Annotated in this window: 9 protein-coding genes and 1 tRNA gene; 6 read left to right on the forward strand and 4 right to left on the reverse strand. The window is 42.7% G+C overall.

Annotation, left to right across the window (positions count from 1 at the left end; translation table 11 throughout):
• Positions 1-343: 343 nt before the first annotated feature.
• Positions 344-1,045 (reverse strand): SIMPL domain-containing protein, encoded by a 702-nt coding sequence (locus tag D1164_RS22120; protein ID WP_119352092.1) that lies wholly within the window; start codon positions 1,043-1,045, stop codon positions 344-346.
• Between the two features lie 106 nt (positions 1,046-1,151).
• Positions 1,152-3,803, reverse strand: a complete 2,652-nt coding sequence (gene leuS, locus D1164_RS22125) for a leucine--tRNA ligase (protein ID WP_119352093.1) — start codon at positions 3,801-3,803, stop codon at positions 1,152-1,154.
• Positions 3,804-3,981: 178 nt separating this feature from the next.
• Between leuS and D1164_RS22130 the strand changes: the two genes are divergently transcribed.
• The 3 genes from D1164_RS22130 (at position 3,982) to D1164_RS22140 (ending at position 9,938) form a co-directional block, all read left to right on the forward strand.
• Positions 3,982-5,622, forward strand: coding sequence for a glutamate synthase-related protein (locus D1164_RS22130; protein ID WP_119352094.1), 1,641 nt, complete (start codon positions 3,982-3,984; stop codon positions 5,620-5,622).
• A gap of 409 nt (positions 5,623-6,031) precedes the next feature.
• The gene (gene gdhA / locus D1164_RS22135) at positions 6,032-7,384 is read left to right on the forward strand and encodes an NADP-specific glutamate dehydrogenase (protein WP_119352095.1); all 1,353 of its coding nucleotides are present in this window, start codon (positions 6,032-6,034) and stop codon (positions 7,382-7,384) included.
• A gap of 157 nt (positions 7,385-7,541) precedes the next feature.
• Positions 7,542-9,938, forward strand: coding sequence for a TonB-dependent receptor (locus D1164_RS22140; RefSeq protein ID WP_119352096.1), 2,397 nt, complete (start codon positions 7,542-7,544; stop codon positions 9,936-9,938).
• 142 nt (positions 9,939-10,080) lie between these two features.
• Here the strand turns inward: D1164_RS22140 and D1164_RS22145 are convergent, their stop codons facing one another.
• Positions 10,081-11,520, reverse strand: coding sequence for a membrane dipeptidase (locus D1164_RS22145; RefSeq protein WP_119352097.1), 1,440 nt, complete (start codon positions 11,518-11,520; stop codon positions 10,081-10,083).
• A 292-nt stretch (positions 11,521-11,812) separates the two neighbouring features.
• Here D1164_RS22145 and D1164_RS22150 point away from each other — a divergent pair, with 292 nt between their 5' ends.
• Entirely contained in the window at positions 11,813-13,207 is a 1,395-nt protein-coding gene (locus D1164_RS22150; protein WP_119352098.1) for a peroxiredoxin family protein, read from the forward strand.
• Between the two features lie 20 nt (positions 13,208-13,227).
• Here D1164_RS22150 and D1164_RS22155 read toward each other — a convergent pair whose 3' ends face one another.
• Complete coding sequence (locus D1164_RS22155) at positions 13,228-14,862, reverse strand: SulP family inorganic anion transporter (protein WP_119352099.1); 1,635 nt, start codon at positions 14,860-14,862, stop codon at positions 13,228-13,230.
• 273 nt (positions 14,863-15,135) lie between these two features.
• Here D1164_RS22155 and D1164_RS22160 point away from each other — a divergent pair, with 273 nt between their 5' ends.
• Together D1164_RS22160 and D1164_RS22165 are read left to right on the forward strand one after the other, a co-directional pair.
• Positions 15,136-15,609 (forward strand): hypothetical protein, encoded by a 474-nt coding sequence (locus D1164_RS22160; protein WP_119352100.1) that lies wholly within the window; start codon positions 15,136-15,138, stop codon positions 15,607-15,609.
• 169 nt (positions 15,610-15,778) lie between these two features.
• Positions 15,779-15,851, forward strand: a tRNA-Lys gene (locus D1164_RS22165).
• Positions 15,852-16,115: the final 264 nt, after the last annotated feature.

Genomic DNA, 16,115 nt, shown 5'->3' on the forward strand with positions numbered 1-16,115 from the left:
ATCTGGTTGCTGCCGGTTTTTAAGGCTTCGGGTTCCGAAAAAATTGTGTTCAATCCATTGTAAAAACAATGTCAGAAGGATCAGAACCATTTTTGATGCAACCTCATTTGTCCTGCCTGATTCAGACCAACATATTCCCTATTTGTAGTATCCAATACAGGGAGTATACAACATTGAACGTATAAAAAGCGAGAGCTATATCCGAAATTTGAGATTGCCGTTGAAATGTTTTGCAATTAATGCAAAGGGTTGAATTGCTGAAAATTAGCTGATGTCAACTCTTGATTCGCATAATTAGTTTTTAGTAGCTACAGAGCTACTAAAAACTAATTACAATTTTATATTATTTCAACGTAAACTCTGCTGAAACAGTTACTTTGATGTTTTTACGGGCAGAACTGGTATTATGAATCCCGTAGCCAGCCACTTCGGTGGAGTAGGGTTCGGTAATCTGGAATACGCCGGCGCGGGCCGAGATGAGCTTATCCACCTTCAGATCCGTCGTAGAGGTGATTTGCTCGGCACGTTCATACGCATTTTGCGTGGCTTCGCCCAGCAACTTCTTTTTTATTTCTTCAATCTCACTGCTGAAAAATTCCATAGTGGAGTTGTCGAATATTACCCCGTCGTCCACAAAGAGTTTCGGGTCGATGGCCAGTTGCTCTACCTTCCCGATATTGTTGGAAACAATGTAGATTCTTTGATTCAAAGTATAACCGATGTGTCCACCTTGCCCGTATTCCCGGTTTACGTTTACCGGGAAAATTTTAAACTCTGAAGTTTGAATACCGGTCTGGTTCCAAAGTTTCTGGAAGTTTTCCAGCTTGGTTGCCATGGTTTTATATCCCTGCTGTGTCCCGTTTAATGAAACCCGTTCGGAAAAACTAACTGACCATTTTACAATGTCACTGTCAAACTCTTCGGTGCCGTACCCAACAACCCTTACCGTTTGCTGTACCTGTCTCGATTGTTTAAAAAACCATCCCCAAAGCGCAAACGCAAAAATAACGGAGATTCCCAGAATAATAGCCCATGAATTTTTCATACCAATATTATTTTCACCATTACTACTATAAAATGCAAAATCTCCCTAAAACGGCATCCTTTTGTGGTATTTTGTGCCTTTGAGATTTTGTTGCATGTCCATTTTTTTATCCAACCACAATATTAATAATCTTTTTCGGCACAAGGATGAATTTTCGAACGGTTTTACCCGATATCCATTTCTGAGCTTTCGGATCGGCCAAAACAGTTTTTTCAATTTCTTCTTTGGGCATGTCTAGCGGAACTTCCACTTTAAACCGCATTTTTCCATTGAAAGATACCGGGTATTCATAACTGTCTTCCTGAAGCAGGGTTTCGTCTACCTTTGGCCAGGGTTCGTAAGCCAGTGTTTTGTCATTACCATATTGGGACCAAAGTTCTTCCCCCAAATGGGGCGCAAAAGGGGAGAGGATTTTAGCGAATGTCTGTGCCGTTTCCTTCGTAACCTTCCCTTTTTTTATGGCGATGTTATTGAAAACCATAAGAGCCGAAATGGCTGTGTTAAATTTCAGGTTTTCAATATCGAATGCTACCTTTTGGATGGTCTGGTGTAATACCTTGGCCACTTCATTGTCTTCCTGTCCTTCTGTAATGTTATTTGTATCTGTAAAAAAGCGATGCGCCCGGTTCAGGAAGTTGAATACACCTTTCACACCATTTTCTGCCCAGGGTTTGCGTTCATCCAGCGGCCCCATAAACATCTCGTAAAGCCGCAGCGAATCGGCGCCATAGCGTTCGATCACGTCGTCGGGGTTTACTACGTTTTTCAACGATTTCGACATTTTGGCCACAATCTGTTTTAATTCATCGCCTGTTTCTTTATGGAAGTATTTACCGTCCCGTTCTTCCACCAGGTCGGAGGAGACTTTGGCGCCGGTGCCTGTTTCGTAGGCAAAAGCCAGAATCATTCCCTGATTGAACAGTTTTTGAAACGGTTCGTCGGTAGTAACAATACCCAAATCAAACAGTACTTTGTGCCAGAAACGTGAATAAAGCAGGTGCAGTACGGCATGCTCGGCACCTCCGATGTAAAGGTCAACGGGCATCCAGTATTTTTCCTTTTCCGGATCAAAAATCCGGTTTTTGTTGTTCGGGTCGATAAACCGAAGGTAATACCAGCACGAACCAGCCCACTGCGGCATGGTGTTGGTTTCCCGGCGACCTTTACGTCCGTTTTTGTCGGTCACATGAAGCCATTCTCTGGCATTGGACAGCGGCGATTCACCCGATTCTCCGGGTGTATATTTTTCGAGTTCAGGCAAAGCCAAAGGTAATTCCTCGTCGTCAAGCAGAGACACCTCACCATCTTCCCAGTGGATTACCGGGAATGGTTCGCCCCAGTAGCGCTGGCGGCTAAACAGCCAGTCGCGCATTTTAAAGTTAACGGTGGCTTTACCTAACTCACGTTCTTCAAGCCATTCAATTGTTTTTTGGATGCCGGCTTCTTTGTTCAGCCCGTTAATGTTCAATCCAGTTTCTTCGCTGGCTGAGTTGATATACTGTCCGTCTTCAGTCCAGCATTTGTTGCCTGACAGGATTTCTTCCCGGCCTTCCACCTCTTTCGGATCGAGGATACAAACGATAGGAATATCAAATTCTTTTGCAAAATCAAAGTCGCGGGTGTCGTGTGCGGGAACAGCCATTATGGCCCCGGTTCCGTATCCTGTAAGTACATAATCCGCAATCCAGATAGGAATGGGCTGGTTGTTCACAGGATTTACCGCATAGCGACCGGTGAATACGCCGGTTTTTTCTTTGGCCAGATCCGTACGATCCAAATCCGATTTTAATGCTGCTGTACGGATATAATTTTTTACTTCCTCTTTTTTCTCCGGAATCGTAATCTCATCTGCCCATTCATGTTCCGGGGCAATAACCATATAAGTTGCTCCGAATAATGTGTCAGGACGGGTAGTGTACACTCTTAGTTTTTTGCCCAGTCCTTCAACCTGAAAATCGATTTCGGCCCCGGTGGATTTGCCAATCCAGTTTTTTTGCATGTCTTTTACTCCCTCAGGCCAATCCAGGTTTTCAAGCCCCTGAAGCAATCTTTCGGCGTAGTGTGGAATGCGCAGCAGCCATTGTTTTAAATTCTTTCGAACTACCGGGTGGCCACATTTCTCATGCGAACCATCGGTAAGAACTTCTTCGTTGGCACACACTGTTTTGCACGAGTCGCACCACCATACCTGTGCATTGTCGTAATACGCCAGCCGTTTTTCGGCAACGTATTCGTTTATGGCTTCCTGCCCCTGAGCTTTTACCTCTTCCGGAATCGGTAATTCGGAAATTGGCCGGCCTTTCTGCAAATTTTCATCGAACCAGGTGTTGTAAATCTGTTTGAATATCCACTGTGTCCATTTAAAATAATGAAGATCAGTCGTGTTGATTTCGCGGTCCCAGTCATAGCTCAAACCAATGGCCTTGATTTGACGCCGGAAATTGTCGCAGTTTTTGTTTGTTGTGATGGCCGGATGAGTACCCGTTTGCATGGCATATTGCTCCGCGGGCAGCCCAAAAGCATCGTAACCCATGGGATGCAGCACGTTGAACCCTTTCATCCTTTTGTAACGGCTCAAAATGTCGGTAGCCGTGTATCCTTCCGGATGACCTACATGTAATCCTGCCCCCGAAGGGTAAGGAAACATATCGAGGATATAATATTTCGGCTTTGAAAAATCATCGGTGGTTTTGAAGGTTTTATTTTTTTCCCAGTACTGTTGCCATTTCGGTTCTATCTCCGCGAAATTATATTCCATTTTTTACTTCTTAAAAAAGGTTTTGATTTTAAAGCTGCAAAGATAAAGATTTTGTTCGATGTTGCTGAATGCTGTTTTGTTTTGATATGTTGTGAAAAACATGACAAATGACATGTTTGTGTCAGATTATTACTATTTTTGAGATAAGTCAACTAATTTTTAAATAAAAACAGCAAAAATGTTACAGTTTGTAAAAAACAATGACGCTCTCGGGAGTGTAAACAGGGGTGTTCCCTGTGAATCGGGTTTATGTACCCTGTGTGAATCTTCCTGCAAAGGAAAATGTGAAACCTGGCTTTCCTGTCTCGAAGGACGGAAGATGCTTTATCCAAGGAGGTTTGGTTATTCTACTTCAGGTGCCAATCAGGTAACGGCGGTTGGCATCGGTTATCATGCTTTACGCATACAAGGTTATGCTTATGGCTCAACAGGTATTCCAGATAACCTCACCCATGATCCGGATGATTGCATCTTCACGAATGTAAACATTGAGGCCGAATTTGGAAATGAAATAAAAACCAAAAGCCGGTTACCTGTTATGACCGGAGCGCTTGGATCGACTTTTATTGCAGCCAAATACTGGCCTTCGTTTGCGGTAGGGGCTGCTTTGGCCGGCTTTCCTATTGTGGTTGGAGAAAATGTGGTAGGTGTGGACCAGCAGTCAGAAATAAAAAACGGACGGATTATAAAAGCGCCTGAACTGGAACGGCGGATTGAATATTTCATGCGTTATTACGATGGATACGGCGCAATAATCATCCAGATGAATGTGGAAGATGCCCGGAATGGAGTGGCTGAATACCTGATTGAAAAATACGGGAATGATGTTATTATCGAACTTAAATGGGGCCAGGGCGCCAAAGATATTGGCGGTGAAATCCAGGTTTCGAGCCTGGAGTATGCCCAGTTTTTGAAGGATCGGGGTTATATTGTCGATCCGGATCCATACAGCCCGGTGATAATCAGGGGGTATGAAAACCGGGCAGTTACCGCATTTGCCCGTCACAGTCGTTTGGGGGCAACCGATAAGCCCAATGCAGAAGCAGTGCGCGAGGAATTTATGAATAGTATTACTTACCTCCGCAAGTTAGGATTTAAGCGGATTTCTTTAAAAACAGGAGCTTACGGAATGGAGAACCTGGCCATGGCTATCCGGTTTGCAGCCGATGCCAAACTCGACCTGCTAACCATTGACGGCGCCGGCGGAGGAACCGGAATGAGCCCGTGGAATATGATGCAGAATTGGGGTATTCCTTCTCTTCCGTTGCATGCTAAAACGTACGAATACTGTCAGTTGCTTGAAAAAAGAGGAATTAAGGTTCCCGATATTTCATTTGCCGGAGGATTTGCCCGCGAGGATCATCTTTTTAAAGCATTGTCTTTAGGGGCACCTTTTACGAAAATGATTTGTTTGGGGCGCGCTCCCATGATTGCCGGATTTTTGGGTAGTAATATTGAGAGCACCTTCCACCCGGAAAGAAAAGCCGAACTGAACGGACACTGGGAGAAGCTTCCCCCGTCTGTTACCGAATACGGTATTTATCCCGAAGAGATATTTACGGAATGGGAAACCGTAAAAAATAAAGTGGGAGCAGATGAAATGAAGAACATTCCTTTTGGTGCTGTTGCGATGATGGGATATGCCGATAAACTCGGAGCCGGGTTGCAGCAATTTATGGCCGGCGCACGGAAATTCAACCTGAACGAGTTAAGCCGGAACGATTTAATGTCATCGAATCGTGAAACGGCAGAGGTGGCAAATATTCCGTTTATGACAGATGCTTTGGATGAAGAAGCAAGATCTATATTGTTAAGTTGAATGAACAGGTGAAATACCTTGATTTTTTTATCATAATGAATAGGTAGAGAAGAATCAGAATTTCTTTTTTCCTATTGTCAGCGGGTTTTTAAAAATGCAAATTTTTAAACCCGCTTTTTTTGTGAGTGGAGAAACCCCCAAATTTTAAATTTTGTGTTTTTTGGGTCATTTTGTGTCATTTTTGCTGAAAAACTTGATGATTTTTTAAGAAATATTAGATTTTTTGAAGGAATTCGATTAAAATATCAAAAAATTTTATTTTTGCATAAGTTTTTATTCAGTCGGTATAAACTGCTATTTTAAGGGGAAATCCAAACCATAAAGAACTAATGTTCTGTATCCTTCAGTAAAATAGAATAAGATTGAGTGGGTTATTAAGTTCAACAGCAACAGATTAAAATAGACAAAAATGACAAAAGATCCAAAGAGATTTACAGAGGATTTTATGGCTTATGTGAAAGCAAAAAATCCGGGAGAAGCTGAATTTCATCAGGCAGTTCTCGAAGTAGTTGAAACCCTGTCGGAGTTTCTGGTTAAAAATCCACGTTACGTCGAAGCTAAGATATTGGAGCGGATGGTGGAGCCCGAACGGGTGATACAATTCAGGGTACCCTGGACTGACGATAAAGGCAATATTCATATAAACCGGGGTTACCGGGTGGAAATGAACAGTGCGATTGGTCCTTACAAAGGCGGACTTCGGTTTCATCCAACAATTAACCTTAACATATTTAAATTCCTGGCGTTTGAGCAGGTACTCAAGAATAGTTTGACTTCGCTGCCAATGGGGGGTGGAAAAGGAGGTTCTGATTTCGACCCAAAAGGGAAGACAGACAGCGAAGTAATGCGTTTTTGCCAGAGTTTTGCGACAGAACTGGCGCGGCACATTGGTCCTGATACCGATATCCCGGCAGGAGACATTGGCGTTGGGGGACGCGAAATCGGTTTTATGTTTGGCCAATATAAAAGGTTAAGAAATGAGTTTACGGGTGTGTTTACCGGAAAAGGAATTGGATGGGGCGGTTCTCTCATCCGTCCGGAGGCCACAGGTTACGGAACGGTTTATTTTGCCGAAGAGATGCTGAAAACGAAGAAAGACAGCATTAACGGAAAAACAGTGACGATTTCAGGTTCGGGTAACGTAGCCCAGTTTGCGGTTGAAAAAGTACTCGATCTTGGTGGAAAACCAGTGACGTTGTCCGATTCAGGCGGAACCATTTATGATCCCGATGGAATAGATCGCGAAAAGCTGGAATACGTTAAAATGTTGAAAAACTATTACCGGGGAAGGATTTACGAGTATGCTGATAAATACAACGTTCAATATTTTGAAAACGAGCGTCCTTGGAGTGTTAAATGTGATGTGGCACTTCCTTGTGCAACGCAAAACGAAATCAGTGGAAGCCAGGCAGAAACCCTGCTGAAAAATGGTTGTTTTGTGGTAGCCGAAGGCGCCAACATGCCATCAACCTACGAGGCCGAACATAAATTCCTCAATGCAGGAATATTGTACGCTCCCGGAAAAGCTGCCAATGCAGGTGGTGTGGCTGTTTCAGGACTGGAAATGTCACAGAACAGCATGCGCATGAGCTGGACCCGTGAAGAAGTGGATGAAAAACTAAAATGTATTATGGAGAATATCCATTCCATGTGTGTTGAACATGGAAAAGGTTCGAACGGAGTGGTAAATTACGTGAAAGGTGCTAATATTGCCGGCTTTGTGAAAGTTGCCGACGCAATGCTGGCGCAGGGACTGGTATAGATTATACGATTTCGTTTTGATAAGATTAGTATCCGGACTGTACAACCCAGTCCGGATATTTTTTTGTAAGCTGTTTTTTTGTTTCAGTATGAATCCGTATGAACAGGCATAATTTTTGCTTCGCAACGCCTTGGAATTTGAATAAAATCAACAGTTTGTGAAGTTTCTTTTTGTTTACGCTATCCTTCTTCTTTTTACTTTCACCCTGACAGGGCAAACTGTTCAGGTTATAACTACCCGTACCGGCAAACCGCTGGAAGGAGTCCTTGTCATTGGAGAAAACTTTACCTTCCAAACAGATATTGAAGGTAAAGTAAGTCTTGACAACATCAAACCTGATGAAAAAATATTGTTTCAACATTCTTCGTTTTTAAAATTTAGCAGTACAAAAGAAAGAATTGCAGACCGCGGAAATATTGTGATGTTGATTGAAGATCCGGTGCGGCTTGATGAGGTGGTGATTTCGGTAAACCGCTGGGAGCAGACAAAAAACGAGATACCCCATAAAATTCACCAGATTGGGGCCGAGGAGGTACTGCAAAATCAACCGCAAACGACTGCTGATATGCTTGGAAGCAAAGGGGGCGTGTTTGTTCAGAAAAGTCAGATGGGTGGCGGAAGCCCTATGATCAGAGGATTTGCCGCGAACCGGGTGTTGTTGGTGGTGGATGGAATTCGTATGAACAATGCCATTTACCGCAGTGGAAACCTGCATAATGTTATTTCGCTTGATGCCAACAGCCTGGAGAAAACCGAAGTTATTTTCGGGCCGGGATCGGTTATTTATGGAAGCGATGCTTTGGGAGGGGTAATGAGTTTTAACACTTTTTCTCCCCGGTTGTCTACTTCCGAGAAGGCAGAACAAAAAGGTAAAATCATGTCGCGTGTTTCCAGCGCCAACATGGAGAAAATGATTCATGGTCGTCTTAATTTTGGCCGGAAAAAGTGGGCTGCGTTAGTGAGTACCACATTTTCAGACTTTGATAATCTCCGCATGGGAACTCATGGCCCGGAGGAGTATCTGCGCCCCGAGTATGTACAACCCGGAAAAATGGGAACGGATGACCGCATAGTCCGTAACCGGAATCCGAAAGTTCAGGTGTCAACAGGTTACCGCCAGTTTAACCTGATGGCAAAAGCAAGGTACAGGCCAAACGAATATTTTGATGTTACCCTGGGGGCGCATCTTTCCCAAACTTCCGATATTCCCCGTTACGATCGGCTGGTGGTTTACCGGAACGACGCCCTGCGTTATGCCCGGTGGTATTACGGGCCCCAACAGTGGTCGTTGGTTTCGGCGCGGATAGATTATCGGCGCACTCATGTATTGTTTGATAAACTCAATATTCTGGCGGGGTTTCAGCAGTATGCCGAAAGCCGCCATGACAGAAGCTTGTACGCCAAAGAAATGTTCCGCCGCGAGGAGGCATTAGACATCTTTTCGTTTAATGTGGATTTGGGAAAAACGTTGAACAAGCGTAACGATTTTTTTTACGGGGCAGAAGCCTTTTTGAATAAGGTAGGTTCAAAAGGTACAGCCGAAAATATTTCCGGGGGAACTCCTCAAAAGATTGCTCCACGATACCCTGATGGTTCGGATTACAAAAGTTGGGCAGGTTATTTTTCATGGAAATATAACCTGAAAGATCAATTGATTCTGCAGGCCGGAATGCGTTATACTTACACCGAATTAAACGGACAGTTCGACCCCGCTTTTTATAATTTCCCTTTTCAGGGGTTCGATATGAAAAATTCAGCACTTAATGGAAATGCAGGTCTGGTGTGGCATCCGACCCCTGATTGGCAAATCAACCTGAATGCTTCTACCGGGTTTCGTTCCCCCAATATCGACGATGTGGCTAAGGTTTTTGATTCGGAGCCGGGGAATGTAGTTGTTCCCAATCCGGACCTCAGGCCGGAATACACCCGGAATCTGGAGGCAGGTATTGTCAGAAGTTATGCCGGAAAGGCAAAGGTGGAACTAACGGTATTTTTTACCCACCTGAAGGATGCGATGGTTCGTCGTGATTTCTCTTTAGGAGGAAGTGATTCCATTGTATACGACGGTGTTTTAAGTAAGGTGGAAGCGTTGGTTAACGCGGAATCGGCTAGGGTATTTGGCGGAAATTTTTCTTTTGAGTACCTGTTTTCTCCGGCTTTCCGTACCCGAAACGATATTTCGTTTGCCCGGGGAGAAGATGCCGACGGCTATCCCTTGCGACATGTGCCGCCTGTTTTTGGAAGTTCGCATTTTCTTTTTGAAAAACAGCGGTGGTTCTTTGATATGTATGTGGATTACTCCGGGAAATTTGATTTTGAACAGCTTGCTCCCGATGAACAGGAGAAACCACATCTTTATGCAGCGGATGAAAATGGGAAGCCCTGGTCGCCTGGCTGGTGGACATTAAATGTTAAAATGAATTGGCGGATGAGCGATGTTTTTTCCATTGCCGGCGGCGTGGAAAATATTTTCGATCGCCGATACCGCACCTATTCATCGGGGGTGGTTGCGCCCGGGATAAACTTTTTTCTGTCGTTGGGAGTACATTTTTGATTTTTTGTGACGATGAATAATAAAAGACATACATCACCGTTTTGTATCCATGAAGGCGTGCATTAGTCCACTTTTTTTTTACCATCAATTCGGTATCGCCTTCTGATGAGGGGCGCAAGTCGCCCCTCTTTTTTATTTCAGATTAAAAATTTTTCTTCAGGAAATCCCAGGCATTGCCTCTCATAAACCGCTCTACAATATCAGAAGCTTTCAGTTTGTTGTAATCTTTCAGATTGTCAGACTGGCTTGATGCAAGAAAATTGTAAGCATGTTTTTCAAGATAACTGTCGAACAGAGGCATTTCCTCTGCCCCCCAAAAGCCGTTGAGCGGGTTAATCATTCCGTCATAGTCGGTGCCGATGCACTGAATTCCCCATGCAAACTGGTCATTCCGGTTAAGAACTTCGGCGACATGCTGGATTTGATTCCAAATAAGTTTTGATTTATAAAAAAGCATTTTTCGTCGGTTCAGGGTTGGCCCGCCTTTTTTAAGTTCCGTTTCGCTGGCTACCCTTCTTTCGTCGAACTGAATGCCAAAGACCCCTCCTGACCGGACAATGCGGAGAATCTCATCGTCATAGAAATTAATATCGTCAGGCTGAAACTTCCCGTAATTGAACAGGTCATCTTCCACTTTCTCCAGGTGTGATCTGAAACCATTTACCGCACCATGACTTACAATTAGCGGAAGTATCTCGCCGGGATATTCTTCTTCCAAAAAACGGTAATATTCATTCCTGGCTTTAACGCTCATGTGTTTCAGGTCGGGCAAAACCCTTTTTCCATTCGAGTTGTCAAGTAATTTGCGTAACACTTTCCAGCCAAGATCGTTAAATCCTTCGTTCATCCGGTCCGACTGATCGCACATTTTTCTTACCACACCGTGAAGGCTCTGGGCATGACCTACCATTTCGTTATCAAAGTGATGGGTTAGTCCCATAAAAAAAAGTTTTTTGTCCCAGTTTTTTACTTTATCCACATTCGCCAAAACTTCGTCCGGATTTGCTGTTTTTCCCATCATTTGCAACCCTGCATTAAAAACATGGGCTCCTTCAATGGTGAGAATAATAAAAATGGTTTTTGTATCCGGATCCTGGCTTTCTTCTATCTCGTTGAAGCTTGAAACAATTTTGTAACGATGCCATAATCCGTCAATTTTTACTTTGTGCCCGTCCAGTTGTTTATAAAAATCGTACTCCATTTCCAGGTCAGAAAAGTAGTCGCTCATTTCCTGTACATGGTCTATTCGTTTTTTGCCCAGTCCGGTAACCAGATCACTCACCACGTCGCCCGGGAGCCGGGTGCCAAGTTTAGACATTACAAAACTTTTTTCCAGTCCGCACAACGACACACAAACAACCTCGGCTCCTCCTTTGGCGAGCGAAGTAAAGTCAGACTGCCTGAACTTAGTGAGGGTGGTCACAATATTGAGAACTTTATCGAGGAAGGTGGCTGAATCATGATGCCAGATATTGTTGAGCCGGTTCTTATCCGGGTTGTTTACACCGGGTTTGCGGTTAAAACTTTTTCCCATTGGTTTCATGGCCGGGTGGATGTGCAAATCAATAAACTTTGTTTCCATAGTTTGTTCTCCCTTGTAATTATTATAATAAAAGACATTTCTGTCTGTAATTTACGAAAAAATGCAGGGATTCGGGCAGGGGGTCAGAATATTTTCCGGTTAAACATTATTTTTGATATCCTGTTTTGGAACAAGTTGACCTGAATTATTCATAAGTTTTTACTACATATGCATTTGATTTTGGTTTGTTCGACTTAGATGGAGGGGAATGGAGAAAAAGGTTTCAAAGAATCGTAGTCATTCCGGATTAGAAAAGTAGTAGGTGAATAATTCAGTCTAAAAATTTGGGAGCATGTTAAAATACATTTTTTGTGTAGTTTTTGGGATTCCATTTGCTGTTTTCGGGCAAGGGCTGAAAATTGAGGTTGAGCTGAAACAGGCAGTGGACAAAAAGATTTTTCTTGCCAGCCATTATCTTGGAAATATTTATGTGAAAGATACTGTTCTGACAGATGGGAAAGGGGTTGGTATATTTGAATCGGATTCATTGCTTCCGCAAGGGTTGTATAAAATTTACCTAGACCAGAATCATCATTTCGACTTTTTATTGGGAGCCGATCAGCAGTTATTGCTGAAAAATGAAACATTCAATTCCGAAACCATGGAGGTTGAAGGAGCGGAAGAAACGGCGGCATTTGGCGCTTATACCTCTTTTTTGAGAGACCTTCAGACCAAAAAATCGGAATTAAACGATCGGCTGCAATCTGCTTCTACGGAAGAAAAAGAGAAATTGAGAAAAGAACTTTTACAGCTTACACCTCAATTGCATCGTTATTGGGATAGACTGTCCGAAGAATTTCCGGATTCTTTTCTTTCAAAATTTGTCAAAGCAGGTTCTGTTCCCGCGTTAGATATTTCCACATTGCCCGAAGAAGTGCAAAATAATGATTCGCTTTTACTGAACGCGCGGTTTTATTACCAGCAGGCGCATTTCTGGGATTATTTCGATTATACGGATGAACGGTTCCTTTACACTCCGTTTTTTAAATCGAAACTCGAAACCTGGTTTACCAAAGTACTTTACCAACACCATGATTCAGTGAAAAGCCATGTATTTGGTTTTATTGAGGAAGTCCGGCCACACAAGCGAATTTTTCAGTTTGCCGTGTCGTTCTTTTTAAACAGCAGTATTAACAGCAATATTATGGGGATGGATGCTCTTTTTGTGGATCTTGCCCGTAAATATTACCTTTCCGGTGAAGCATTTTGGGCCACGGAAGAATCGCTGGAAAAAGTGAGGGAAAATGTGCTTTTTTTTGAAAACAACCTTGTCGGTCAAACAGCACCCGACCTTACCCTTGAAGGGTTTGACGGCGAATACCATAACCTGCACGCAATAAATGCCCGGTTTACGCTGGTGCTCATTTACGAACCCGACTGTTCGCATTGCAAAGTATTTGTTCCGGGCCTGCACGCCGAAGTGTATGAACCCTTTAAAGGGAAAGGTCTGGAGGTTTATGCCATTTATTCCATGGATAACAAAGAGGAGTGGGGCAATTTTCTGACGGAACACAATTTATTTGACTGGATTAATGTGTGGGACGAGCATCATGTTTCCCGTTTTAAAGTCAAGTATGATGGCCGTAAAACACCCGGATTGTATGTTTTAGATAAAGATAAAAAGATAGTGGCAAAGAAGATGACGGTGGAGCAGCTAAAAGATTTTATGGAAATAAATTTGAATTAAAGAGCAGGGCAATCCTGGCTTTAACCAAGTTGCCTTTTTGCTTCTTCTGCCGCTTTTTCAAACGTGCTGAAAATGGAATCTTCTCCAATTATTTTGTACACACCAGCCTTTTTTAAGTCAGCATTTACGCTGTCATTCACTCCCGATAGAATGACTTTTATTTCGGACTTATTCAGAATTTTTAGCGCGTCTTTCAGATTTTTCATACCGGTTGAATCGACAAACGGAACATGGCGCATCCGGATGATGACAATTTTGTTCTTTAGTCCGGTAGCTTTCAGTACTTCGCAGTATTGTTTGGCAGAAGCAAAAAACAGCGGTCCGCTTATTTCGTAAATGCCGATTTCCCGGGGTAATTGCGAATAATCTTCAATGATGTCGGTATCTACAACAGCAGGGATGTTTTTACCCAAATCGGCCATTCTTTTCATAAAAAGTGTGGCCGACAGCACTACTCCCACTTCGATGGCCACCGTTAAATCTACCAGTACCGTTAAAAAGAAAGTGGTCAAAAGAACGGTAATATCGAAAAACGAACTTTTCAGAATGGAGCGAAACGTCCTCCATTCGCTCATATTGTAAGCTACAACCATTAGAATGCCGGCCAGGCTTGCCATGGGAATTAATTTTACCCATTGGCCGAAAAACAGCATAATAAGGAGTAATACAACGGCATGTACCATGCCAGCAACAGGGGTCCTCCCGCCATTTTTTACATTGGTTGCAGTACGTGCAATAGCGCCGGTTGCCGGAATTCCGCCAAAAAATGGAGTTACAATGTTGGCAACTCCCTGGGCGATCAATTCGGTATTCGAACGGTGGCGCCCCCCGATCATCCCGTCAGCGACAACAGCGGAAAGTAGCGATTCGATAGCACCAAGCAGGGCAATGGTCAATGCCGGTTGGATGTAATCTCCCAGTTTGTTAATCTCCAACTGCGGCCAACTAAGGTGAAACGTTTGGGGAATTTCACCAAAAAACGACTCAATGGTGAGTACTGGTAATTTAAATAGCTGGACAAGCAGCGTCCCCGCAATGATGGCAATAAGTGAACCAGGTATTTGTTTTACAAATTTTTTGGAAAAGATTACCAGTAAAATAGTTAAAAGTGTAATGCCGACAGCATAAAAACTGACTTCCTGGATATGGTCAAAATAAACAGCCCATTTTGCGATAAATCCGGGAGGCAGATTGCGAATGTCCAGCCCCAATGCATCCCTGATCTGAGTGGAGAAAATAACAACGGCAATTCCACTGGTAAATCCGGCAATCAGCGGATGAGGAAAATATTTCAACAACGACCCCAGTTTTAACAGTCCAAAAATAACCAGGATTATGCCGGCCAGGATTGTCGATATTAATAATCCATCGAAACCATATTGTGCGAGAATGCTGTAAACAATCACGATGAAGGCGCCGGTGGGACCGCCTATTTGTACCCGGCTGCCGCCCAGCAGAGAAACTAAAAAGCCTGCTACCACTGCGGTAATTAATCCCTTTTCAGGAGAAACACCCGAAGCCACGGCAAAGGCAACTGCCAAAGGAAGGGCCACAATCCCAACTACTATCCCGGCCAGCAGGTCGGATGAAAATTGTTTTCGGGAATAACCCTCTTTTAGTACACTGAATAATTTTGGCTTAAAGGATGTTTCCATTTGGCTGCTATTTAAAAAATTTTGCAAATGTAGTTTCTTTTAAATCTCTCTGTTTTTATTGGCCGGAATTAATATTTCTGACTGCATTTGACTTAACAAATGCTTGTATGCAGATATCTGTATTCCTATAAATAACCGCTCTCTTTTTTTGAAAACAGGATGAAAAATGCAGGGCGATATTGAGAATGGATAAATAAAATTCTTTTTTGTCTGAATTGCGGGGCTGATTTTTTCAATTTTAATTTATATTTAAAGCCACAAACATGGAAAAGGATGAAAAAAATACTGACTAAAAAAAAGATCAACTCCATACAAAAAATGTGGGGAGATGGAATTGTCGAAATAGGAAATACCTACGTCAATAATGGGGATTACCAGTCGGTTGCAGAAGATTTTGTGAAAAAGTTTTACGGGTACCAGGAAGGAATAGTTCTTTTTAAACCCACTCTGGCTTCTGTTGAACAATTTCGCGATACCTTTGAGAAGGCATTATCGTATTTTATTTCAGGGAATCCGAAATATACGGAAGACCAAGGGTTTGCGATAAGGCCATGGGTGAAAGTCAAATTCCGGAATGCCGGGATAATTATCATTAAAAATCATGCGGTTGCCATGGGGAACTATTATTTCACCGATAAGACCGGATATGAAGTGAAAGTAGAATATACCTTTGGGTATTTTCTCAACCAGAATGGAGAATTAAAAATCAATTTGCATCACTCCTCATTACCTTATACATCGGCTTAAAAAATGTATTTTTGTTTTATTTCTTGATAATGAATGTTTTTCTGTTTGGGAGTGTATTTTGAAAGTTTAAAAAAGGTTTTTTTTTAGGGAAAAATACTGGCTGGATTTGTCTGGAAAAAAATAAATATTACTTTTGCACCCGCCTTTAAGGAAAAGGCAACATAAGGATGACTCAGTAGCTCAGTTGGTAGAGCACATCCCTTTTAAGGATGGGGTCCTGGGTTCGAGCCCCAGCTGAGTCACTTTTTAAGATTAGTAAAAACCGTTGAAATAATTATTCCAACGGTTTTTTTATTTTATGTTCGGACAGTTTTTGGCTCACCTACTTTTCAAGGTGATCCCTTTTCAAGGTGAGCCCAAAAAATAGCAGAACGTATTATTAACGTCAGTTCGATGTAAGAAACCTAAGAAATTGCTAGCAAAAAAGCAAAGTTTTGTTTATATTTAAGTGTCTTATATTTAAATATTTAACAAACAAAACCTTGCTCTGATATGGACTCTAAAAT

Origin of the sequence: Mariniphaga sediminis, assembly GCF_003573545.1 — a bacterium.
In the GTDB taxonomy this organism is placed as follows: domain Bacteria; phylum Bacteroidota; class Bacteroidia; order Bacteroidales; family Prolixibacteraceae; genus Mariniphaga; species Mariniphaga sediminis.

What these genes read in the sequence shown, in the direction of transcription:
- D1164_RS22120 (WP_119352092.1), bottom strand. Translation starts at nt 1,045, where the DNA reads ATGAAAAATTCATGGGCTATTATTCTGGGAATCTCCGTTATTTTTGCG.
- leuS (WP_119352093.1), bottom strand. Translation starts at nt 3,803, where the DNA reads ATGGAATATAATTTCGCGGAGATAGAACCGAAATGGCAACAGTACTGG.
- D1164_RS22130 (WP_119352094.1), top strand. Translation starts at nt 3,982, where the DNA reads ATGTTACAGTTTGTAAAAAACAATGACGCTCTCGGGAGTGTAAACAGG.
- gdhA (WP_119352095.1), top strand. Translation starts at nt 6,032, where the DNA reads ATGACAAAAGATCCAAAGAGATTTACAGAGGATTTTATGGCTTATGTG.
- D1164_RS22145 (WP_119352097.1), bottom strand. Translation starts at nt 11,520, where the DNA reads ATGGAAACAAAGTTTATTGATTTGCACATCCACCCGGCCATGAAACCA.
- D1164_RS22150 (WP_119352098.1), top strand. Translation starts at nt 11,813, where the DNA reads ATGTTAAAATACATTTTTTGTGTAGTTTTTGGGATTCCATTTGCTGTT.
- D1164_RS22155 (WP_119352099.1), bottom strand. Translation starts at nt 14,862, where the DNA reads ATGGAAACATCCTTTAAGCCAAAATTATTCAGTGTACTAAAAGAGGGT.
- D1164_RS22160 (WP_119352100.1), top strand. Translation starts at nt 15,136, where the DNA reads ATGAAAAAAATACTGACTAAAAAAAAGATCAACTCCATACAAAAAATG.